At 42.4% G+C, this 24,661-nt stretch carries 16 protein-coding genes and 2 tRNA genes; 12 read left to right on the top strand and 6 right to left on the bottom strand.

The genetic code is table 11. From position 1 onward, the window contains the following. Nucleotides 1-179: 179 nt before the first annotated feature. The 5 genes from INQ51_RS04030 to INQ51_RS04050 all read left to right on the top strand — a co-directional run bounded on the left by INQ51_RS04030 (nt 180) and on the right by INQ51_RS04050 (nt 8,696). Nucleotides 180-800 (top strand): RNA polymerase sigma factor, encoded by a 621-nt coding sequence (locus INQ51_RS04030; RefSeq protein WP_233376599.1) that lies wholly within the window; start codon nt 180-182, stop codon nt 798-800. Nucleotides 801-876: 76 nt separating this feature from the next. Further along, nucleotides 877-2,043 (top strand): FecR family protein, encoded by a 1,167-nt coding sequence (locus tag INQ51_RS04035; protein WP_233376600.1) that lies wholly within the window; start codon nt 877-879, stop codon nt 2,041-2,043. Between the two features lie 230 nt (nt 2,044-2,273). Next, the gene (locus INQ51_RS04040; RefSeq protein ID WP_233376601.1) at nt 2,274-5,561 is read left to right on the top strand and encodes a TonB-dependent receptor; all 3,288 of its coding nucleotides are present in this window, start codon (nt 2,274-2,276) and stop codon (nt 5,559-5,561) included. Between the two features lie 30 nt (nt 5,562-5,591). Beyond that, a complete protein-coding gene (locus tag INQ51_RS04045) occupies nt 5,592-7,517 on the top strand; it encodes a RagB/SusD family nutrient uptake outer membrane protein (protein ID WP_233376602.1) in 1,926 nt (641 codons plus the stop codon). 33 nt (nt 7,518-7,550) lie between these two features. Further along, the gene (locus INQ51_RS04050) at nt 7,551-8,696 is read left to right on the top strand and encodes a SusE domain-containing protein (RefSeq protein WP_233376603.1); all 1,146 of its coding nucleotides are present in this window, start codon (nt 7,551-7,553) and stop codon (nt 8,694-8,696) included. A gap of 298 nt (nt 8,697-8,994) precedes the next feature. Here the strand turns inward: INQ51_RS04050 and INQ51_RS04055 are convergent, their stop codons facing one another. From INQ51_RS04055 to INQ51_RS04065, 3 genes are all read right to left on the bottom strand, one after another. Further along, nucleotides 8,995-11,688, bottom strand: coding sequence for an alpha-L-rhamnosidase (locus INQ51_RS04055; RefSeq protein WP_233376604.1), 2,694 nt, complete (start codon nt 11,686-11,688; stop codon nt 8,995-8,997). 211 nt (nt 11,689-11,899) lie between these two features. Next, nucleotides 11,900-14,353 (bottom strand): hypothetical protein, encoded by a 2,454-nt coding sequence (locus INQ51_RS04060; protein WP_233376605.1) that lies wholly within the window; start codon nt 14,351-14,353, stop codon nt 11,900-11,902. Between the two features lie 296 nt (nt 14,354-14,649). Further along, nucleotides 14,650-15,054: a response regulator gene (locus INQ51_RS04065; RefSeq protein WP_233376606.1), complete on the bottom strand. Its 405-nt coding sequence runs from the start codon at nt 15,052-15,054 to the stop codon at nt 14,650-14,652. Between the two features lie 177 nt (nt 15,055-15,231). Here INQ51_RS04065 and INQ51_RS04070 point away from each other — a divergent pair, with 177 nt between their 5' ends. Continuing rightward, nucleotides 15,232-16,182 (top strand): D-2-hydroxyacid dehydrogenase, encoded by a 951-nt coding sequence (locus INQ51_RS04070; RefSeq protein ID WP_233376607.1) that lies wholly within the window; start codon nt 15,232-15,234, stop codon nt 16,180-16,182. Between the two features lie 175 nt (nt 16,183-16,357). Then, on the top strand, nt 16,358-16,861 hold the full coding sequence (locus INQ51_RS04075) for a hypothetical protein (protein ID WP_233376608.1): 504 nt from the start codon (nt 16,358-16,360) through the stop codon (nt 16,859-16,861). On the opposite strand, the gene INQ51_RS04080 is transcribed toward INQ51_RS04075, so the two are convergent. Further along, the gene (locus tag INQ51_RS04080) at nt 16,820-17,242 is read right to left on the bottom strand and encodes an NUDIX domain-containing protein (protein WP_233376609.1); all 423 of its coding nucleotides are present in this window, start codon (nt 17,240-17,242) and stop codon (nt 16,820-16,822) included. The two genes, INQ51_RS04075 and INQ51_RS04080, sit on opposite strands and share 42 nt — an antisense overlap. 67 nt (nt 17,243-17,309) lie before the next feature. Here INQ51_RS04080 and INQ51_RS04085 point away from each other — a divergent pair, with 67 nt between their 5' ends. Beyond that, nucleotides 17,310-17,840 (top strand): hypothetical protein, encoded by a 531-nt coding sequence (locus tag INQ51_RS04085; protein ID WP_233376610.1) that lies wholly within the window; start codon nt 17,310-17,312, stop codon nt 17,838-17,840. Nucleotides 17,841-17,845: 5 nt separating this feature from the next. Here the strand turns inward: INQ51_RS04085 and INQ51_RS04090 are convergent, their stop codons facing one another. Beyond that, complete coding sequence (locus INQ51_RS04090) at nt 17,846-20,902, bottom strand: DUF2723 domain-containing protein (protein ID WP_233376611.1); 3,057 nt, start codon at nt 20,900-20,902, stop codon at nt 17,846-17,848. Nucleotides 20,903-21,168: 266 nt separating this feature from the next. Between INQ51_RS04090 and INQ51_RS04095 the strand changes: the two genes are divergently transcribed. Beyond that, nucleotides 21,169-21,244: transfer RNA gene (locus INQ51_RS04095), tRNA-Gln, on the top strand. Between the two features lie 63 nt (nt 21,245-21,307). On the opposite strand, the gene INQ51_RS04100 is transcribed toward INQ51_RS04095, so the two are convergent. After that, nucleotides 21,308-22,165 (bottom strand): phosphodiester glycosidase family protein, encoded by an 858-nt coding sequence (locus INQ51_RS04100; protein ID WP_233376612.1) that lies wholly within the window; start codon nt 22,163-22,165, stop codon nt 21,308-21,310. 228 nt (nt 22,166-22,393) lie between these two features. Between INQ51_RS04100 and INQ51_RS04105 the strand changes: the two genes are divergently transcribed. From INQ51_RS04105 to INQ51_RS04115, 3 genes are all read left to right on the top strand, one after another. Continuing rightward, nucleotides 22,394-22,469 (top strand) — tRNA-Gln (locus tag INQ51_RS04105). A gap of 233 nt (nt 22,470-22,702) precedes the next feature. After that, nucleotides 22,703-23,329: an RNA polymerase sigma factor gene (locus INQ51_RS04110; RefSeq protein WP_233376613.1), complete on the top strand. Its 627-nt coding sequence runs from the start codon at nt 22,703-22,705 to the stop codon at nt 23,327-23,329. 45 nt (nt 23,330-23,374) lie between these two features. Then, nucleotides 23,375-24,460, top strand: a complete 1,086-nt coding sequence (locus INQ51_RS04115; protein WP_233376614.1) for a FecR family protein — start codon at nt 23,375-23,377, stop codon at nt 24,458-24,460. Nucleotides 24,461-24,661: the final 201 nt, after the last annotated feature.

Below are 24,661 nucleotides of genomic sequence, written 5' to 3' on the forward strand. Positions count from 1 at the left end.
GAATCAAATAAAAGGGGTGCGAGTGGCACCACCGAAGAAAGGGGAAGACGAAAGTTTTCCCCTTTTTATTTGGTGGTTTTTGCGATATTAAAGATCCCCGGAAGATTCTCCTGAAGTAATTCATTTTCGTTATTTTTGCCATCATTCATCATAACCGATAAAGTCACTAAAAGAAACAAATGCCAGGACAAACAAATTCTGCATATTTTCTTTGGGAACGTTTCAAAAATGGCGACAATGACGCGTTCTACTCTATTTACGATCAGTATTTTGATTCATTATACAACTACGGATTACACTTTACGCCCGATGAAAATCTGATCAAAGACTGCATCCACGATCTTTTTCTTGATCTTTATAAATACCGCAAACGACTTTCCAAAACTGATAACATTTTGTATTATTTATTAAGATCATTACGAAGACTAATACATAAAGAATTGACAAAACGAAATATGCTGCTGACCGACGAACAGCTTATGTTCCAGAATGACACACCAGTAATGGCAATAGAAGATGTGATTATTGCTGATGAGATTCAGAAAGAACATTTTAAAGCCCTTACTGATGTCATGAAAAGCTTGTCAAAAAGACAGCAAGAGGGACTTTCGCTTAAGTTTGAACACAATTTGAGCTATACAGAAATTGCGACCACTTTAGACATTTCGGTAGAATCGGCCCGAACAATTATATACCGCGCATTAAAAGACCTCCGCAAGGCCCTTAAAAAGAACCAAACTTTTAATTCGTTGCTGTTATTTTTCGTATTCAAAAACCTGATTCACACCCACAAAATCTAACGTTCTACTTTTTTCTACTTTTTTTTGTCTATGTTTTTAAGTTCTCTCTCTTTATACAAATGAAGATTGAATAATAATGCATAGAGAGGAAGAGAAAAAAGCGTGCGATATACTGTCTGACGAAAGATTTCGTTCAGACTCACTACTTTGTGAATCAGAAGTTAAAAACGACTCAGACGAAAGTGAATTATACATAGCCCGTATCATTTTTTCTTTTCTTAACACCTCCAGAAAAACGCCTAGGATAAGAGAAAAAGATGAAGTTCGCCGGCAACTAAAGATTTCAATTCAGCGGGCCAACAAAAGAAAAATGATTTCACGATGGACAGTAGCAGCTTCTTTGCTGGTTGTCATCTTTTCAGTTTGGCAAGTTCGAAATAATACAGAACAAACCGACTTCGTTGGATTGGTTGAGACCTTGTCCATATCAAAACCGGACAGCGCAACACAACTCATTCTAAATGACGGACGTCAGGTTTTAATTTCCGAGGAAGAATCGAAAATCGTATATGATCAAAAGGGGGAAAACATTGTAATCGACTCCGAACAAACAATCACTCAAACCGTAGAGAGCAAAAAACCTGTTTTTAACACCTTGGTTGTCCCTTACGGAAAACGAACGCAAATAACACTTGCTGATGGGTCAAAAGTATGGCTAAATTCCGGATCAAAACTACTGTATCCGGCAGCCAATACAGGAGATAAGAGGGAGGTTTATATCGATGGGGAAGCCATTTTTGATGTCACCCACATAGAGGGGAGGCCCTTCTACGTCAAGACGAAAGATTTCGAGATAAAAGTACTGGGGACCATTTTTAATGTATGCTCATACAGCGACGAAGAAAACCCGAGCACCGTTTTGGCAGAAGGCAAGATAGAACTTAGCCCAAACAGTAAAAATCTGTTCCAAAAAGAAAAGCGGACAATTTTCCCAGGAACGCGTGCAGTTTTTGATACGAAAAACCAACTATTTAAGGAAAGCATAGTTAATACGACGAACTATCTCTCGTGGCGTGACGGATATCTAATTATGGAAAAAGAACCGCTTGAAAATATTCTGAAAAAGATCGCCCGGTATTACAATGCTGAAATTGAATTACAAAATACCGACATTGGTAAAGAAACATTCTCAGGGAATCTGAATCTAAGGAACACTCCAGAAGAAGTGTTAAGCATTATAGCCGAAACCACTTCCTTCACCATTCATAAAGAAAAGAATAAACTAATCATAAATCTAAACTAGTTAAGCCTATGTAGAACCACTCATTTTGTCTTTAATAAAAATGGGAAAGCCTGCAGATGTTCCAGCATCTGCAGGCTGTAGAATTAATCAACATCGCTGCTACGCGAATGTATCTTAAACTTTATAAATCAAACAAATTTATGAAAAAAACTAAAACGAGGTGTCCCTTTTGCTTTAGCTGGAAAATGGGGACCCAATTTCTTCGGGTAATGAGGATAACAATTTTTTTTATGCTAATTGGAATAAGTAGTGTTTTTGCCAACACATCTTATTCGCAAAGCACCAGGTTTTCATTTCATTTAAAAAATGTAACTGTAAAACAGGTATTTGACGAGATTCAAAAACAGAGTGAATTCAACATCTTTTACAAAGACAGCCAGGTAAACCTTGCCAGAACAGTTGAGGTGATTGCCGAGAACTCTTCGGTAAACGAAATTCTGGAACAAGTTTTAACGAACACAGGTTTATCGTATAAAATTTTTGATCGACAAATTGTTCTTCTTCCTGCAAAAGAAACAGTTGCAGAGAAGCATGTCCAACAAAAAGACAAGGCAATCAGTGGGCGGATCATCGACAGTAAAGGGTTACCGTTACCAGGCGTATCGGTGGTTGTAAAAGGAACCGCTAACGGAACCATCACCAGTGCTGATGGAGTTTACAGTCTTAATGCTCCTGAAGACGCAGTCCTGATTTTCTCCTTTATCGGGATGAAAACTCAAGAAATACCTGTGAACAAGCTTCCGCGCGATATTGTACTGGAAGAAGCAACAACCGATTTGGAAGAAGTGATGGTAGTTGGTTTCGGTACACAGAAAAAAGCATCGGTTGTCGGAGCCATTCAAAACATCAACCCAGGAGAATTACAAATTAGTTCTTCCAAAAATATTTCCAATACACTGGCAGGCAAACTAGCCGGGATAATTGCAGTAACCCGCTCTGGAGAACCCGGTTATAACCAATCCAATTTCTGGATTCGCGGAATTTCCTCGTTTTCAGGAAGTACCAACCCACTGGTTTTGGTTGACGGAGTTCAGCGCACACTCGACGACCTGGACATATCCGAAATAGAATCATTCTCAATATTAAAAGATGCTGCTGCCAGTGCGATGTACGGTGTTCGCGGGGCAAACGGAGTTATCCTGGTTAATACCAAACGAGGTAAAATACAGAAACCGGTTGTGAATGTAAGAGTAGAACATTCAGTTACAGCTCCTACTCAAATGCCCTCTTTTATTAATGCTGCCGACCACATGCAATTGTTAAACGATCTGGCTTCTGAAGAATCTAAAGTTCCTTATTACGAACAAGAAGCGATCGACCGCACCCGAAGTGGCTTTGACCCGGAGTTGTATCCCAACGTAGACTGGGTAAAGGCCATTTCGAAAGAAAGCGCTTACAATACACGCGCCAATCTGAACGTAAACGGAGGATCGGCCATGCTGCGGTATAACCTCACTGGCTCAGTTTACTATGAAGATGGTATTATGAAACGTGATAAATCACTAACATACGATACCAGTACCGGATTGACCCGTTACAACCTTCGCTCAAATGTTGACCTGAACCTTACCAAAACAACCTCCATTCGCTTCAGTGTTGGCGGGTACCTGCAAAAACTGCATAAACAAGCCAATTCAACTTCAACAACATGGGATTATGCTTTCCAAACTCCGCCGATGGTGCATCCTGCCATCTACGCTGACGGAAAAATTCCGGTCCGGAGTGAACGTGTAAACCCTTGGGCATATTTAACACAATACGGATATGGCATATACACGAGCAGTAAAATTGAATCGTTGTTTGCAATTGAACAGAAACTTGATTTTATAACCAAGGGACTTAGCTCAAAACTATCATTCTCATTTGATAACTACAGCTACAGCTCATTGACCAGAAGTAAAAACCCCACTTATTATTCTCCGGCAACTAGCCGCGACGACGAAGGAGAGCTGGAGTTGACACTTATTAGCTCGGGTTCAGAATTTTTAAGCTATTCCAAAGGAAGCGATTATGGGAATAACCAGACTTATCTCGAGTGGGTTATAAACTACGACCATACATTCAACCAGGACCACAACGTTACCGGATTATTACTCTACAATCAGCGAAGTTATGACGATGGAGGTATTCAGCCCTACCGCAACCAGGGGATTGCAGGACGCACCACTTATTCTTACAAAAACAAATATGTAGGAGAATTCAATTTCGGCTACAACGGATCTGAAAACTTTGCCAAAGGACAACGTTATGGATTCTTCCCTTCATTTGCACTGGGCTGGTTGGTATCTGAAGAAAATTTCTGGGCAGGCATGAAAGAAACAGTTGATTTTTTCAAAGTTCGGGCATCATGGGGACAAGCCGGAAACGATCAGATTGGGTCAAGCAGGCGTTTTGCCTACCTAACTACAATGAATTCATCAGCAACCGGATATTATTGGGGAACCACAGCTAATTATCACAAAGACGGTGTTACAGAAGGAGAAATTGGTGTAAGTAACTTAACCTGGGAAACGGTTACCAAAAAAAACCTGGGATTAGAACTAGGCCTATTGAACTCATTAAGGGTTCAATTGGATGTATTTCACGAATACAGGAACAACATTTTTATGCAACGACGTACTATTCCAACACAAGCAGGATTGTTGAGTACTCCGTATGCCAACTTTGGAAAAGTAAAAAACCGTGGAGGTGAAATTGCCATTACATATAACAAAAAGCTAAACAAAACCGACGTATCACTCTTTGCCAATGTAAGTTATGCCAAGAATGAAATCCTGGAATACGACGTACCCATCGGACAGCAGGGAACCCACCAGGATATAACCGGCCATTCGATTAACGAACTATACGGCTACAAAGCAATTGGCTTGTACACAGCAGAAGATTTTGATGTTGATGGCAATTTGTTAGCTGAATTACCTCAAAACGAACTCGCTGATGTTCGTCCCGGTGACATCAGAATACTGGACTGGAACGAAGACGGCGTAATCAATTCGAAAGACAAAGGATTTATAGGAGGAACAAACGATCCGCGTCTGGTTTACGGATTTGGCGGCAATGTTTCATTCCACGGCTTCGATTTTAGCATATTCTTCCAGGGCGTGGGAGACACCTACCGTTTTATTGGAGATGAAAGTGAATATTTTATTCCAGGATCAGGACAGGGAATTCAGGGGAATATATTTTCCAATTATACTGACAGATGGACGGAGGAGAATCCATCTCAGGATGTTTTTTGGCCTCGCTTGTCGTACGCAACCAGTTACAACAACAATGCAAACTCAACTTGGTGGAAAAAGGATATGAGCTTTCTACGTTTAAAACAGATTGAAATTGGGTACAATATTCCGGCATCGGTTAAGAAAGACAGAATTAAAGCCTGTCGCATATACATCAATGCAAATAACCTGATGACTTTCTCCAAATTCAAATTATGGGATCCTGAGCTTTCAACTTCCAATGGCTGTAAATATCCGCCCATCAAGTCAGTAATGTTGGGTGTTGATCTAATATTTTGATATTGAAAACTATAACAAAACGATTTGAAAATGAAATTACAGATTAAATATATATTCCTGGTTCTTCTAGGCACATTACTCTCTTGTTCCGATTACCTGGACAAAGAAGCAGATACGGAACTGACCATGAACATGGTTTTTATCGACAAAGATAGAATGGAAGGAATGCTGGCTTACGCTTATTCGGGCATTCCTGATCCCAGTTGGGGTTATTTAAGAACAACCGGATGGAGTGTTTTGGGGGACGATTGGACCCCTTCCGAACGCTGGCAACAATGGGGTTGGGATGCTGTTCCTAAAATTACCGGAAACTGGAACACGGCTACCGGCTGGGATGGAAATTACTGGGGAGGATTGCCCAAATGTATCAGAACCGCCAATATTCTGAGAAAAAATGTTGTTCCAATCGATGGAACTACAATTGATGAACAAGAGGTCAAGTACATCAAAGCCGAATGTCGCTTTTTGCAGGCCTACTATTACAGTCTATTTCTGAACTGCTATGGTGTTTGCCCGTTTCAGCCCGATTATATTGCCCCAACCGACGGTTCAACTGAAGAGTTGCTTACTGGTCCCGTACCTTATGATGAGATTATCGAATGGTGCGATACAGAAATGCTGGAAGCTTCAAAAATTTTGCCGGCAACTTACTCTCAGGCCATAAAATACGGACGTGTTACATCAATCATGTGCCTCGCTGCGCGTGCCCGCATGTTGCTGTTCGCGGCTTCTCCTTTGGTTAACGGAAATGCAGATTATGCCGATTTCACAGATACCCAGGGAGTACATCTATTTAACAGCACTTACGACGCCACCAAATGGACAAGAGCCCTGGATGCTCACAAATTACTAATTGAAAAAGCAGAGGAAGCAGGCCATCAGCTTTATACAATGCTTAATGACGATGGAAGCATCGATGCATTTGCGTCTACGGCTTGGGTGCATGCCCGTACATTTGCTGATGGCAATAAAGAAATTCTATTTGCAAGGCCGCAGAACCAAACAGACCAAGATAAACACATGTCTCCTTATGGAGCAAAAGGGAACGGTGGCTTGGGAATGACACAATCATTGGTAGATGCTTTCTTTATGGAAAACGGTCTTCCTGCCATTCTTGGCTATGAAAACGGAGATAAAACGAAACCGATTATTAATCCCGAATCTGGATACTCCGAAACTGGTTTTTCGGCCTCCGACGATACAAGGAACACTGACAACTGGAATTGGTACGACGGCAAAGAAGGTGTTGCAGCCAAAGCAGGAACCTTTAATATGTATGTAAACAGAGAGCCCCGCTTTTACAATGCAATCCTATGGAATGAACGTTACTACATATGGGACAACCGAAATGTAGATTTCTACAAATATGGGAAAGACAACAATTACACGCACGATGCGCCCCAAAACGGTTATCTGGGTCTAAAAAGAAAGCATCCCAATTCCGATTCAAAAAACGGCGCTTATCAGTATCGTCCGGGAATCGTATACCGCTTGGCAGAAGCTTACCTGGGATATTGTGAAATTCTGAATGAAGTTAGTCCTGGAAACTCAGAGATTCTGACCTACCTGAATATGATTCGGGAACGAGCAGGTGTTCCGCAATATGCAACCTCACAAATGGACGGATATATAAAAGTGAACCTGGGAGATCAGGATGAAATGCGCGAGATAATCCGTCGCGAACGTAGGGTGGAACTATGTGGCGAAGGCATTCGGTACGACGATTTGAGACGTTGGAAAGAAGCAGAAGAAACATTGGACGACGATTTTTACGGTATGAATTTCTCCGGTACAGAAAAATCAGATGACCCGACCAATCCGAATGCATTCTATGTACGCACTCAATACCAGAAAAGGGTGTATCACAAAAAGTACTACTGGTTCCCCATCTACCAAACCGAGATTGATAAAAATCCAAACCTGGTACAATCTCCTTATTGGACTGAATCAGAGTAAAGGCAACTTATCAAATCATTAAGCTGAAAATAAATGAAAAGAATAAATATAAGAACAATACTGTTTGCCATGAGTTTGCTTGTTATGGGCAGTTGTGGTGATGAAGACGATGTCAAGATTATTTTGGACACTGTTGACGACGGCATGTTAATTACTGCCAATGTTGAAGAAATCATTCTGTCACAAGACTTAATGGACGAAACGGCCCTTACTTTCCATTGGAACCCGGCCCAGGAGCGTAACAACAATGGAAGTATTACTTATTATTTCAAACTGGGCCTACCGGGACTAACCACCGCCATCGACAAGATTGAAATAGAAGAAGGTGTTTCAGAATACAGCATCAATCATTTCGATTTAAATTCGATGCTGTATGGTTTGGGCGTGAATCTGGGTAGCACCACTCAAATAGAGGCAGAAGTAATAGCTTGGTCAGAAGGAGATTATTTTGTAAAACCAGAAATATCGAAGACCAAGGTTATAGTAACCACATTCGAGATTGCACCAGTCAATCTTTATCTCGTCGGCTCTGCCAATCCTAAAGGACCAGAGATTTCTGATGGAATTAAACTTACCGAGATTATTGAAGGTCGCAATATTGGAAACAATTACGAATGGGTTGGAACTTTACAAGAAGGTACATTTAAATTTGTGAACTCGATAACCGAAGACAAAGGCTCTTGGAGTAAAGGTGACAATGAAACAAGTTTGGTGAAGCAAGAAACCATCGGGACTTCTGATCTTGAATTTACAGTTACAAAAGCCGGTTTATACTCCATTATTCTTGATAAAAAGAAAACGGAGATCATTCATGGATACAAGGGATTCAGTCACGTATGGGGCGTAGGTCTGGGAATTGGTATTGCCTGGTCTATGCCATCTTCGACAGAATTTAACTGGGATCCTAACAATCCCGGCATCTTTACACTGGAATGCACAACACAGGCTAATCAGGACTTCAAATTGCCCTACAACGACCAAAGTAGCGGTTGGAGTTGTCCTTTTTTAAGGCCAGTAAATGCCAATGCTAATATCTGGGAAGATGATAAGTTACAGGCAACTCCTTCGGGATACAACCCCGATTTAAAATGGTTGATTACAGAAGAGCAGGCTGGCGAATGCATCCTTACGATCGATGCGTTTAATATGACGATCAGTTTGGAGAAGAAAACAAATTAGTAAAGAAATAAGCATTTTGAAATTTCCGGGCATTGAAATTCCGGAGCAAAAAAGTCAACCGGAGGATTAATTCTTCCGGTTGATTCTTTTTATAAAGTCTTTGTTACGATTGACCTGTCAATAAACATTGATGACGTTAACGTTCTGAAGATTGCCAGAACCCATTGTTTGAAGCAACTCTTTTTACCGGGGCACCAATACGCTATTCGTTAGTGATCCAATAAAGATCTCTGCCTCATTCATCTTTTAAGTTTGTATCGGTATTCTGTTGTTCTTTGTCCCAGACGGTTCCGGTCTTTTACTGTTTTATTCTGAACGAATAAATCCCCGAGACAAGTTGAAGTTTAACCTGCTTGTCATCCTTTTGCACAACCACAATGTTTTCGTTTTCAGAAAGATCTTTTCCGCTTTCTGTTACTCCCGAAGTGCTCAGGATAAGTGTTGCCGTGCTGTTTGCCGGAATTTGCACGTTGTATTCCACTTCCTCTCCCGCTTTTTTCCAGGCCGAAACAATTTCACCGTACGGACTTTCGTGTTTGGCTTCAAAATGATCAAGCCCCGCTACAAAATTGGGTTTCAGGATCACGTTTTTAAAACCGGGCTTTTCTTCGTCGGGAAAAATTCCACCCAAAGCTTTGTAGTACCAGGCATCGATTTCTCCAAACATGATGTGGTTCATCGAAATATCGCTTTGGGCATCCAGCGGCCAGTTCTCGAAAAACGTGGTGGCTCCGTTTACGATCCACCATCCCCACGACGGGAAAGTCTCCTGCGCGGCCACTTCGTATGCCAGATCGGGATAACCGTTTTCACTCAATGCGTTTAAAATGGCTTTTGTTCCCAGCAGCCCCACATCAATGTGTTTATTATCTGCTTCCACTCTCTTGGCCAGATTGGCGGCTACCTTTTCACGCATATCTTCCGGAACAAAATCCCATTGCAGCGGAAAACTCAACTCGGTTTGAAGCCCGCTTCCGTAAATGCCGGTTTCGCGGTCGAGGTATTTATTGTTCAGCGCTGTTTTTATTTTCTCAGCCAAGGCGAAATACTTTTCTGCATCGGCCTTTTTGCCTAAAATTTCAGCTGTTTTAGCCAGAATAGTGGCATCCACAAAATAATAAGCAGTAGAGGTAAATTCTTTGGGCGCTTTCGATTTTACGGGAACCCAATCGCCCAGCCCCCAATCAGTAATTCCGGAAGGATACAACTCGCTAATGTGATCGACATAACGTTTGATGTTTTCGTAACAGTCTTCCAAAATTTTTGTATCGCCGTAAAACAGGTAAATATTCCACGGAATAATCGCAATCGTGCTGGTCCAGTCGGGGCCGTTTGCCCAGGTGTACCCCCAACCATCGGTAGGAATAATTGCCGGAAGTACGCCGTTTGGCTGTTGTTCATCTCGATGGTCGGCCATCCATTTTTCGTAAATGGTGATGGCATCGTAGTTATACAGACCGGTTTCAATATTGATCTGTGCGTCACCGGTCCAGCCGTTTTTCTCGCGTTGCGGACAGTCAGTCGGGTAACCAAACAAGTTGGAAAGGTAAGATGCGTTCGCCGCCTTCCAGGTTTTGTTCAGCGTTTCGTTGGAGGAATGAATGGTTCCCACCGCAGGAATATCGCTGTGCATAAAATAAGCCGTCAGGCTCTTTTCTGTCAGTTCAATAGGCTTGTCAGAAGTCACTTCCACAAACTGAAACCCTTTGTAATTGAATTTCGGCATAAACACATCGTCGTTTCCACTCAGGATCACAATATCGGTTTGAAACGGATCGGAATCATCGGTTGGGCGGTAGTGCACATCAATATTCGACATATCAACATGTCCATCTTCATACAAGCGTTCTCCGTGTTTCAATCGAACCGTTGTGCCCTCCGCACCTTTTATTTCCAGTTTTGTAACACCGGCCATGTTACGCCCAAAATCAACCACATAATTACGGTCGCTGAATTTTGTAACAGTCTTTGCCTGAATTTCAGTAACGTTCCTGATCGGATGTAAAACCTGCGCTGTAATGTTATTCGAAGGAGCATTGGTTTTCATCGAACCTCTCCATTTCGAATCGTCAAAACCTGCCTTGTTCCAGCCTTCCTGCTCCAAACGTGCATCGTAGTGTTCTGCCGTATAAATACTGTTGAAGACAACGGGAGACAGCGAAGTTTTCCATTCATTGTTGGTTGAAAGGGTTTCTTCCGTTCCGTCTTCATACTGAATCTTTAAGTCCATACAAAATTTAGGACGTGCCCGCCACGGTGCTTTGTCGAAATACCAAACCGCCTTTGACTGATGATTGTACCAGCCATTTCCGAGAATAACGCCCACAGCATTTTCTCCTTCCGAAAGATTTTGGGTTACATCATACGTTACGTAAAGGACACGGCGGTCGAAACGGGTGTACGTCGGGTCGAGGCGATGATTCCCTACCTTTTCGCCGTTTAAATACAACTCGTACAATCCGGCGGCTGCAATGTAAGCCCGCGCCGATTTGATCTTTTTTCCAACCGTAAATCCTTTTCGAAAATACGGAGCCGGTTTTATGTTGAAGTCGTACGAATCTGAAACCCAGTCGCCTTTCCAGTTGCTCGGATCCATCATTCCGGTTTCAAAATCCGCCACTTTTGAATAGGCGGTCCAACTCCCGTTCTGAAGCTGAACTTTAACTTGCCAGAAATACTTGGTAAAAGGCTGCAACCCGGCACCCTCGTATTTTACAGGAATAGCTTCAGCCTGAATGCTGCCCGAATTCCAGGCATCTCCGTTACCTGCTACAACATTCGAAGAATCGGTTCCGACAATTAGCTGGTAAGCCTTTTGCTGAATTCCGGGTTCATCTGAAAGCAGCTGCCAGGTAAATCGTGGATTTTTGGTGTCGATCCCGATCGGGTTTACGAGGTACTCACTTTTCAGATTCTCAGGTGCAAACTCAACAGACTGCCGGCTGCATGAAAGCAGCAATACAGCCATTAAAACGGGTAAAATGGTTTTCATTGGACTTAGGTTGTTTATTCGAAAATCAATGTCACATAAAAGTGCTATTATTTCCGGTATTATTCAAATTCAGTGTTGTTTAGTTAAGACAGGATTTATGAGAATCCTGCGATTATGCACCCTTCGACTACGCTCAGGGTGACAGTTAGACTGAGCATAGTCGAAGTTTAATATTGTCAAGAAATGAGATTGATTATCAATTCATAAGGGACTAATCTGCCCTAGTCAACTCCAAAGAACTCTGATTCTCAATATTAACCGTAAAATTCACAGGTACTTTCAACGAATAACTTAACTGGTTACCGGAACGCTCCCACTTCAATTCAATCGCCTCATCTTCCACCGGCATTACTCCGCTGCACTTGTTCAGATCGAGATCAGCAAAGCGAATGGTCACTTCTTTTTTGAGGTAATCCACCGAACTGATTCCCAACACATCGCGGTACAAAACATGCCCGAGATACGAAGCAAATCCGTGATTACAGCTCGCGTATGACCCCACATTCTCCCACAGCGTTCCCGTTTGTTCGGCCATGTAATAGAAATAATCCTGTATTTCGCCCAACATCTGTTTCTGCAGGCCATAACGCGAAAGAATGTCCATCCGGAGGTAGTTGCCGATAAAAGCATTGGCCCGGAAAACATCGGGGTAAGTAACTTTATCGTCACGCTTGGGGCCGAAATCGGAGGTCAGTTTCTTCCACAGTTCCGGGTGTGTTTCCGGTGTGGCAATATTGAAAAAGAAAGCATAATACTGGCATGCTTCCGTTGTATTATTGGTCACCTGAAGCTTTCCACCGACTTCCCGAACGGCATTGTCCACAAAGAAACTTCCGTTAAACGACTGCTTCAAAATGGTCTGTTTTACCTTCTCCGCTTTTTCCGTCCACGTTGTATTTTGATACAGTTTGCCGGCCTTTTCCAGAGCAGCACTGTAAAGCATGTTGGTGGGGTAATTTACATCCTGCACAAAATCGTTGGCTTTCGACCATTCCACGAAAATCCAGCTTTGAAGTTTTTCGAGCAGCCCGTCTTCGTTTTCAAACTGAACAAAATAATCGAGCAGCTTCGCCACCCGCGGTTCCAGTTTTGCAATCAGCTCCGGATCGCCGCCACGGCTGGCATAATCTTCCACCTGCACAATAAACCACATTGCCCAGTTGGGAATAAAGACTCCGTCGTTATGGTCGGCCGGGAAACACATTGGGAGCATCCCGTCGGGCAAAAAAGCAAAACTGTCGGGCAGGGCAAAGTTTTCGTAATAATTATAGGCAATGGCCGATTTTCCGGTGAAGCCCTTTTCCATAATGGCCATAAAATAGCTGTCGCAAAGCCAGCCCGCTCTTTCGCGCGATGGGCAGTCCATAAAAATATCCACCGAATTTTGACGAAATGTTTGTTCGGCTGCCTTGTATATGGCGTTCAGCTTGGCATTGTCGCTATCAAAGCTGGCCAGTGAATGTTCGGGATAAGCATATTCGCGCAAATGAACATCGTCGAATTTACATGCTCCTTCCAGCACCATTATTTTCAGGAATTTAAACGTATAACTCTCGAATGACTCAAGGTTATAAGTCCCCGGCTCCAGTTCGTATCCCACGTAATTATTTACACTCCCTGACCGTTTTTTGGGTTGTACATCACCATCGGTCAATATTTCGTCGAAAAAGAATACCAGTTTTGACGATTCTGAACAGCTCACTTTTCCTCCGATAAAACCGGAAAGATTGGTTCCAAAATCGCAGGTCACAAACGAGTTTTCATTTACCGAAAAAGAGGCTCCACTATACGGTTCACTGACTATTTCCTGGGAAGCAGTTACAATTTCCTGCAACCAAAGTGAAGGAATTGTTTCCAGTTTGTCTTCTGGAAAACCTTTTAAAATATCACTGATGTTGGTAAGCGACCGGTCTTTTTGATAGCCTTCCGGAACTTGTTTTGACAATGTTCCCTTTGAATAAATCGTCTGTGGGCGAACTACGTCAAAATCGGGCAACAATAAATTTCGGGGAAGCAGTTCTCCTCCCGCTTGTACCGCCAACTCCAGAGTTTCGACAGGTTTTGCTTCCGCACTTCTCCACGCACGTGAATTATCTGCTAAACGGTAATATTCGGTAAACGGCCGCTGAAAACTATAACGTTCTGCTTTTTGCAGACGCTCTTTTAACACGAAAGCACTGAAGCCATTTTCTTCTCCGGTTGCTAACAAAACATCGTCACCGGCTACCACTTCAGCCTGTAAAAACGAGGGCTGATCCATGGTATAGTAGGAATTCACATTGTATCCGGCCACCTCAACTGCCAGAACGTTCACCCCCGACTTCAGGCGGTCTTTCAGTTCGTATTCATCCACACGAAAAAAACCTTGCGCTGTACGCGCCGGACCGTAGCTCAGAAATTCACCATTCAGAAAAACACGGTAAATGGTAGAGCCCGTTATTCTTAGTTTTATATCCTGATCTTCCTTTGCCTGAAAAACACCGTGAAAGCCAAGGTTCAGGTTCTTTTCGGTTTCACGGCCTTTCGCCCAAACGGGAAGCGCTTTCCTGATTAGTACGGGCTCGGCAGGTTTAGGAGAATCACACGATATTGTTGACGCAGCAAATAGAGACAGCAGTATTAAAACACCCCACCGCTGAAGAATAAAACTTGTTAAAGCACTCATTTTATGTTCATTTATTTAGGATACAGATTCTTTTTGACTGATTTCATCAAACTTAAAAGAATGGGTTGAATTGTGCATCCTGTAGAGTCTGTTTAACCATAATAATCTATCGAACTTAAATAAAAAAAAAGGAATCAGACAGAATAACGTAAAAAGTAAAGATATCCAGCATCTTTTCCATTCGCCTTTTGTTCAGACATATACCTTCAAGTACTCCATCACAGCATTCGGGAATCAAAAGATTTGGGGATCAATAACCAAATGACAGAAATTAAAAAATTTAAGCCCCAAAAACCTCAGGGCTGTGATTCCTCAAAATACTTCTCTACCGTTTCCAAAAGCTTTTCGCGTTGAACAGGTTTTGTGATGTAGTCCACAAACCCTTCGTCGAGCGCTTTATTCTTCTCATGTTCAAATGCATAAGCTGACAATGCGACTACCTTTGCTGCCGGATCATGCCCCAGAATCTTACGGGTGGCTTCGTAACCATCCATTACCGGCATTTTTATATCCATCAGCACCAACCCAAAATTGCCGTCTTCGGTATACCTTTTTATTGCTTCCGCACCATCGTCGGCAAAAATTAGCTCATCAGCTACATCTTTTAGCAAGTAGAAGAATAAGCGTTGATTGATTTTATCGTCCTCAGCCACCAGAATACGTCTATTCCCAATGGCCTTCTCCTTTATGGGTTCTTCCATCTCCCTTACGAATACTTTAAAACTTAATTATTTGCAAAAACGTCCCTAGATTTTCCGATTCCGGAAAGAAAACATAAAGATAAACTTTTAATAGAATAAACCATCAAAAGGTCGCAAATGACTTGTTTTATTTACTTTTGAGCAGAATTTCGGAAAACACAAACTAAAAACCGGGAAATGAAAATTGTTGTATTGGACGGATATACCTTAAATCCGGGAGATCTTAGCTGGGATGCCATAAAAGAATCGGGCGAGTGTGAAATTTATGACCGCACCCCCCGGGAACAGGTTGTGGAAAGAGCCCAAAAGGCCACTGCAATTTTCACGAACAAGGTGATTATCGATGCCGGGATTATCAGCCAGTTACCCGACTTAAAGTTTATTGGAGTATTGGCTACCGGCTACAATGTTGTTGACGTTGATGCAGCCCGTGATGCCGGAATTGTCGTTTCAAACATACCTGCCTACAGCACCGAGTCGGTCGCCCAAATGGTATTTGCGCACATTCTTCATTTTACACAAAGCGTTGCCGAACATGCCGAGACCGTTTCGAACGGAAAATGGGCCGATAGTATCGACTTTAGTTACTGGATCAGACCGCAGATTGAACTGGCCGGAAAAACCCTAGGGATAATCGGGTTTGGACAGATCGGGCAGGGGGTGGCACGTATCGGTCTGGCCTTTGGCATGAAAGTTCTTTTCAACAACCGGAGTAAAAAAGAAACCGGATTGGAAGCCCGGCAGGTGGACATGGACATCTTGTTGGAGAACAGCGATTTCATCAGCATTAACTGTCCGTTAACCGATGCCAACAAAGGATTTATTAACAGGGAGTCGCTTCAAAAGATGAAAAGAACGGCTTTTCTGGTCAACACCGGAAGAGGCCCGCTTATTAACGAGCAGGATCTGGCCGATGCTTTGAACAATGGTACCATTGCCGGTGCCGGCCTGGATGTTTTGTCAGTGGAACCTGCCACCAAAGACAATCCGCTACCAAAAGCCAGGAACTGTTACATTACTCCACACATTGCCTGGGCTACTTTCGAAGCCCGTGAGCGCTTGATGGAAATCGCAGCCAATAATTTGAAAGCATTTATCAAAGGCAGCCCAACCAATGTTGTAAATTAAGAAAACATCAATTGCAACTCGCTGCTAATCATAATACTTATGCAGACTGAAGGACAGAAATTAACTTGCAGCAGCTTTTTGCTAAAAATAGTTAATAATGGCTAATTGAGTTCAATTGTTGTGAAACAAATTGAGATCACTAAACGTTTTAGCAAGAGTTTGGGAAGAGAGATCTATGGCGTTGAAAGTCCTTCATATAGTAATACTTGCTTCAGTAAAATACATGTTGACCTTGCCTTATGCAATGATCATCGGGATGGAGTACAAGTATGCAATCCTTGCGCTACTGGGTGGCGGTATCGGCGGCTTTCTTTTCTTTTACTACCTCAGCAAGCCGGTTTTGAAAGGCTGGCGCGCGTTGCTTCCGCAAATTTGCCAACGGGTTCCGGTGAGCATCAAACAACGGGTTCAGCTTTTTTGCAGCAGTAAAAACAAAAAGCCGCGCAAGCGTTTTACCCGTCGAAAGAGATTTTTAGTGAAAGTAAAAACCACCTATGGTCTGTGGGGAATTATTATTGCAACTCCCTTGTTCCTGACCATCCCGGTGGGTGCTTTTCTGGCGAATAAATATTATTCACGCCGTAAAAACATTGTGTTTTATATGATCCTCTCGATTGTTAGCTGGGGGATGGTTTATTCAGGAATAATTCTTCTGTTTCCGCGCATATTCTTCCAATAGTTTCCAATTACTTTTATCTTCGAGCAATGCCCTGTCGGCACCTGAAAGATCCATTTGCAGCAGCTCTTCTGGCTCGCACCACTTACTACTTAAATGATCATTCAAAACAAGCGTTTCACTCTCCATGGCGCATAAAAAAGGAATGAGGCAAATTTGTTTGTGTCCATAATCATATTCCACGGAAGCCAATCTCTGAATAATCGCAACTTCTATTTCCAGTTCTTCTCTTATTTCCCTGATAATACAAGTTTCTTCGTTTTCATTCCCGTGTATTTTGCCTCCCGGAAATTCCCATTGAAAAGCGTGATCAGCATCGGCCCTGTTTTGCGCCAGCAGGATTTCTCCACCCTGAACAATAATTGCACATGTTACCTGAATCATCTTCTAAAAATAGGAAAGTTTACCGGCAATCGGTCTTTCTGTCTATCTTTGTTCAAAACCGTGGGGCATGACAGAAAACGACATCCTGACCGTAATAGAAAGCTGGCAGAATTTTCAATTTGCACTTCAGCAAATCGAACAAAACCCGGAATACATTCCTGTTTTGATGAAAGTCGCTATCCATAGCAACAATCCCAACAGCTGGAGGGCTTTGTACCTTGCCGACAAGCTGCACGACATTCAGCCGGAAGAAATTGCGCCTTATCTGCCCGACATGATCGAGCAACTAAAAATAGAAAAGCACCACGGGAAGAAACGGCATTTACTCAAACTAATCAGCCAGAACCAGGTTCTTTCCAACACTTCTGGTTTTTTGATGGATTATTGTCTGAATACCTTCACTTCGGAAAAAGAGCCCGTAGCCAACCGGGTTCATGCCATGCAAATTCTTTACAATGTCTCCGAAACCGAACCGGAGTTAAAGCCCGAGCTGCTCGAAATTATTTTGCAGGAAATGGAATTTCATCCAACTCCGGGAATTGTAAGCCGAGGGAAAAAGCTGGTACAGAAACTTCAAAAACAAATTCGGACGCGATAACCTCTCTAGCTCGAAAGCTTCACAATCAACGCCTGTAACTGATCGTCAATCTCCTTGTTCAGTTCTTCCTGTTTGTAATTCCGGGTAATCACCACCAGGTTTCTCAAGTTGGTCATCTCCCTGTTTTGATCCGACTCTATTGCTGCGGCCAGTCTTTCAGGTAACGAAGCATAATAATTTAAAATCCCCAGGCTGTTTTGGGCCATTACACGAACCACCTCATTGGCTTTATCCGCTGCACCTGCCCGGTAATACTGTTCTATAGCCGGGAACGAATCGTAGGTATAAGGAATAGCCTCGTTCGGGAAAAGTTCAAACAACCGGTCGATCACTTCAACAGCCTTTTCCTTTTCTCCTTTCTGAATCAAAGCCTCTGCCAGGCGCGCAAACATATAACGGGTTTGCATAATATTGATCTGCTTCCGGTTGTATTCGTCCATATGAATATTCGGATCGTTCACATTTCCCCATACAAACTTGTTCATTACATTGTCGTAAAGAATATCGGTATCAATACGGCCGCTCATTATTCCCTGACGTTGCGTTTTGATTGGCACAAAACGATAGGCCAACCCTTCAAACTGCAGCCAGTCGAGGAAATGAACATTGCCGGTATACAACAAGCTGTGGTCAATGTAAATCGGCCGCTCCCAGTTGTTGGCAGCAATCATATTCAGCACGGCCATTTCATTTTTCCCGATCATGCTTTTATTGATAGAAAACTCAACACGGTCGGCAATCAAATCTGCATTTTCAGGCTTAACAGTTCCTGACTCCAGCGCCTTTTGTTTGTCAACCGTAATGTGAAAATCTTTAGACGGCAGGTAGTCGATCATATCTCCGGAAGTAACTTTCACTTTCGTACGAACATCATCGCTTCCCAGGAACTCCATGGCGTCGCTTAGTTCTATCGATTCTTTAAATCGTTCCTGAAACAATATGGCATCCATTCGCCCCATGTAATATTTATCGCGGGTGAACGTGAACGGAACAGGCGGAGAATCGTTGGTCGTGAACTGCTGTTGGTAAATATACCAATCCATCCCCAGGTAACTGATGTTGATGATTTTGATATCGGGACGGACACCTTCCACTTCCTGAACATACCAAAGCGGGAAAGTATCGTTATCGCCATAGGTAAATAAAATGGCATTGGGCGCACACGATTCAAGATAGTTTTTGGCATAATCGCGGGTCATGTATTTGCCCGAACGGTCGTGATCATCCCAGTTCTGCGAAGCCAGTATTCCGGGTACCAAAACCAACGACAACGCCGTAACCAATACTGCTCCTGGGGTTCCTTTCAGCACTTTACTCACAACGCTGTAGAGCGCGGGCACCGCCAGACCTATCCAAATGGCAAAGGCATAAAACGATCCGGCATACGCATAGTCGCGTTCGCGGGGTTGGTAAGGGTTCTGGTTCAGGTAAACCACAATGGCGATACCGGTAAGCACAAAAAGCATCATGGTAACGGCAAATGTTTCCTTCCCTTTTTTGCCCCGATTGTATTGGTAGAACAAACCTATCAATCCAAAAAGAAGCGGAAGAAAATAATATACATTTCGGCTGGCGTCGTTTTTCATGAAATCGGGCATTTCTGCACGCGGCCCTACTTTCACTTTATCAAAAGCCTCAATACCGCTTACCCAGTTCCCATTCGAAAATTCGCCGTGTCCCTGCACATCGTTCTGCCTTCCCACAAAGTTCCACATAAAATAACGCATGTACATGTGTCCCAGCTGGTAAGAAAAAAAGAACCGCAGGTTTTCAGCAAAAGTGGGTTTCATCAGCGTTTTTACTTCGCCCCGCTCCCGAACCCTGACCGGAGTTCCTTTTACCCTGGCCCAGTCTTTATATGCCCGCACGTGATTGTCGGAGCTGCTATACATTCTCGGAAAAATGGTTTCCATCTTTTTGTCGTAAACCAGTGAACCGGGCATCGAGCCCGTCATTTTGTATTTTCCGTCAACTTTATTGTATTGATCTTTTGGTTCGCCATTGGCAATTCTCGGAGCATTGTAATAAGGACCGTAAAACAAAGGACGGTCGCCATATTGTTCGCGGTTTAAATAACGTACCAGCGAAAAAGCATTGTCGGGCGCGTTTTGGTTCATCGGTGGGTTGGCCGACGCGCGGATTACAATTAACCCAAACGACGAATACCCGATAATGATGACCATTACCATGGTGATGGCCGTGTTCCAAATCACCATTTTCCGGTTTCGGGTGTAGCGAAGTCCCCATACCGCAGCTGCTGCCATCAACACAAACATAAATATGATGCCCGAATTAAAAGGCAATCCAAAGCCATTCACAAAAATCCGGTCGATCGTAAAAGCAATATGTGGAAGTCCGGGAATGATTCCATACTGAATTCCGAGAAGAATACCCATGGATACAATTAAGGCGGAGATTACTCCTTTCCATGAGAATTCGTATTTCTTAAAATAATATACCAGCCCAATTGCCGGAATAGCCAACAGGTTGAGCAGGTGAACCCCGATTGACAAGCCCACCAGGTAGGCGATCAGAATCAGCCAGCGGTTCGAATGTTTTTCGTCGGCCACTGTTTCCCATTTCAGAATGGCCCAGAAAACCACGGCGGTAAAAAATGACGACAACGCATACACCTCGCCTTCAACGGCTGAGAACCAGAATGAATCGGTAAAAGTAAATGCCAGCGCACCTACCAAACCACTGCCCCACACAGCCACTTGTTCGCCTGCCGACAACTGCTCTGCCGCAAACAGCTTACGCGCCAGATGCACGATGGTCCAGTAAAGAATCATAATGGTGCCCGCACTTGCCAGGGCCGACAGGGAATTCACCATAACGGCAGCTTTGGTAGGGTCGGGTGCTAACAGGGTAAATATGCGTCCTAAAATCATAAATGTCGGAGCACCCGGAGGATGTCCTACTTCGAGCTTGAATGCACTGGTAATAAACTCGCCACAGTCCCACCAGCTTACGGTAGGTTCCATGGTTACCAAATAGGTGATGGCGGCAATTACAAATACAATCCAACCAAGAATGTTATTGATAAGTCTGGTGTGCTGCATAATCGGCATTTTTGATTACTGGCAAAGATAAAGTTTTAAACCAATTAACACCGTTAAATCGCTTTTGGAGTGAATATTTGGCGAGATTGTAATGAGTCCACGGGCAAATTGCTTCCTTTTTGCCATTTCTGAACCTTTTTGCAACACATAACTAACACGTATCCAGCATAGAAAGAAGGAAAAATCAAAAAATAACAGAGCAATCCTTGCAGAATGATTTTTTTTTATACTTTTGCACCGTCCTTAACAAAAGGGCACAAAAGGACTGACCTGTGGTGTAATTGGCAACACGTCTGATTTTGGTTCAGAAGAGTCCAGGTTCGAGCCCTGGCAGGTCAACCAAAGAAAAGGAATTCAGCAATGAGTTCCTTTTTCTTTTGGTAAAACTCGCAACCCCGGAAATCATCACTTATTTCGCAGAATTGCAATGCCATTAGCCACTTTCCGGGCACCTTCATGGTCGAAAGCTTTATTGTCAGAAGGGTAATTAACTACTCCCTCGTTTTTTAGCCAAAGCGTAGTCGAGCCGCCACCATCCAGGTTCATGGCATTTTTACAGTTCAGCACTTTCATTAACACCCCCAGTTCGTTCATCGAAAGTCCATTGGCTTTGTTTCTATGCCTCCCGTCGGCAGTTACCAGTAATAATTCATAATCATAGGTAATACCAATGGCAGAACGCGGATGCTTCGTGGTATTAAAGGCAACAGAATCAGCTTCAACCCGTTTCCCGTTTTTTACGAGCATGGGGCCCGACACCATGATGTCTTCGAAATTTGTATGCCAGTGTGTCCATTCCTCTTTTGGAAACTCAACAACCATGACAGAATCGCCCACAGCAAAAGCTGCCTCCCGAATAAGTGCTGTCGCTTCCGGATTGGGCGGAGTTACTACTTCGTTGCCGGCTTTTAGAAACACAACTGACCCTCCTTTTTTCATATCGAAGAATGTTCCGTTTATGGCGGCCAATGCATTCTGCTGTTCGGTCATTTCGCTCAATAGAATACGTGCAGAATCAGAATAAACCACCGATACGTCGTACCTGTGCTTTCTTAAATCAACCTTAATAACATTGATGCTTTGCGGCTCACCAAACATTTCTCCGCTTTTTAGCTGATACCACGTAATTTGTTTCGCTATTTTTTCCTTCGCCCAATCATGCCGCGAAAAAGATTTCTCACTTAATCCGGGTTGAAGTTCCTGTGAAAAAACAGTTCCGGAAACAACGGCCAGCACAAGCCAGAGTAGTATTTTTCTCATCATAACCTGGGTTCTTTTGACAAGTCAGCCAGATACACATTCAATTGGCTAAACTCATTTTTACGATTCGGTATTTAATTTGGCGTACAAGTTATGTTAAAATTCATTCCCAACACTGAAATAACCTTTCCTATTCGAACTAAAAATACCGGATACAGGAAGCATTTCCACTGAATATTTTTAGAAAAGAACATTTTATTTTTCAGAGTTTTCTTATTTTTGCAGCCACATTGACCTGTGGTGTAACTGGCAACACGTCTGACTCTGGATCAGAAGAGTCCAGGTTCGAGCCCTGGCAGGTCAACCAACGAGAAGGAATTCAGAAATGAGTTCCTTTTTTTGTTTTAAGATTTCCAGGGAATTAATCACAGTGCATATTCTATATGACCTCAATAGTAGCATCGCAGTAACAATTCCTCAAAATGTATTGTTATGCCGTCTTTTATTTTAACTGGATACAAATAACTATTTCTTATTTTTTTTCATTTTTATATAGTACAAAAAGAGTCTTTCTGTATTCTATATTTACAAAACTAACTTATGGAACCGATAAAAAAGGAAAATGATCGGACGATATGGCGAAGTTTCCTTAAAGGGAATAAAAGTGCATTTCAGAAAATCTACTTTGACCATTATCGTTTTTTATACAACTATTGCCGAAAATATACCAATGACGGTCCTTTAGTTGAAGATATTATCCAGGATCTTTTTGTGACATTATTAGCACATAGAGACAGACTAAGTGAAACAGACAACATTCGTTTTTACCTGTTTAGCTCCATCCGCCGAAGATTATTTAAAGCCCTAAATACCAAGCAGCACAAAGTAACCGACCTATTCGACATTAATAACCCCACCTTTCATTTTAATGAAGGAGTAGAACCCCACTATGGAGATAATGAAGAAGAAAACAGGTTCTTTAAAATGCTGATGACATCAGTCAATAAGTTGGCCGATCGTCAAAAAGAAATTATCTATCTAAAATACTATCTAGGACTAAATAACAAGGAAATTGCCGACATGCTTGGCATTTCTTACCAGACCGTAAGAAACACCCTGTGCAATGCACTTAGCAAAATAAGGACTGACTTCGAAAATGAACTTCCACGTGGACGAATGGTCATCCTTTTTTTACAGTCACAGAAAAGAAAAGCGAAAATAGAATAGTACAATCAATCAACCATTGCATTTTCTAGTTGAATTCTAATTAAGATGAAAAACAAACCGCAAAATATTGAAGACTTTCTGTTCGATGAAGATTATAACGAATCGATAATTCGGGGTTCAGTCAAAAGCTCAAAAAAGTGGAAGGAATATTTTGAAAAAAATCCGAAGACTATTGAAGATGCTGAAAAAGCAAGAAAAATAATTGCCGGATTAGCGTCGATGAACGACCACACTTCAGAAAAGGAAATAAGCGACTACCGATTAAACAATCAATTTGAAGAAACCTGGACAAAATATAGAGACACAAAATCAAAAACCACTTTTCTAAAAGTTTCAAAAATCGTCAGACAAATTGTGGCTGTTGCCGCCATTATTGTATTTGCGATAACTTCGTACTCGCTCATCGATAATTTTATTCTCAACAATAAATCCTCAGAATATTTTGAGCTCTATGTTCCTATGGCAAAACAGAGCCAGCTCACCTTACCCGATGGGACAAAGGTTTGGATAAATGCTGATAGTAAAATCAAATACTCGAATCGTTTTAACTCCAACGAAAGAAAGCTCTATATGTCGGGAGAAGCCTTTTTTGATGTTGCCCACAACTCAAAACTTCCTTTTGAAGTTTTCGTCAATGGAGCCAAAATAAAGGTTCTTGGCACAAAATTCAATGTAAAATCATACGAGGGAGACCAAAATATTGAAACGGTTTTGCTTGAGGGGAAAGTGCAATTATGCCGCGAGGACTCTCCCAAAAGTGGTTCCATTGAAATGGAGCCTGGCGAAAAAACAATCTTTGATTTTACAACCAATAAGGTTGTCTTTTCTCGGCAAGATATAGATGCTGATGTAGCATGGAAAGACGGTAAAGTAATCTTTAGAAACACCCCTTTAGCAGACGTTTGTAAGGATCTTTCAAGACATTTTAACGCGGAGATCATACTTGACAAGAATTCTCCGCAGCTTGCTGATCATCCCTTCACATTTACAATTGCAAACGAACCACTACCACTCGTACTGGAATATCTATGCAAGGCCGCTCCTTTAACGTATTCAACCGAATATATTTATGTAGATGGTGAAAAAGGAGTGGAAAAAACAAAGTATACAATTTCGGCTCGAAAGAACTAAAACTAACAATACTAACTTAAAACTAAAACGCCAATGAACAACACCTAACGAATTAAAATTGGAAATGGAAAGTGAGCCAACACTCTCCATTTCTGATTTGTCTAACAAAATGCTTCAAAAAATTTGTCAAAATCAAACCATTACGAAATTATGGAAAAAAATGGAAAATTAGTCAACACAGACTGTAGAAGTCAGGTGTTG

Source organism: Maribellus sp. CM-23, assembly GCF_021354595.1.
In the GTDB taxonomy this organism is placed as follows: Bacteria; Bacteroidota; Bacteroidia; order Bacteroidales; family Prolixibacteraceae; genus Draconibacterium.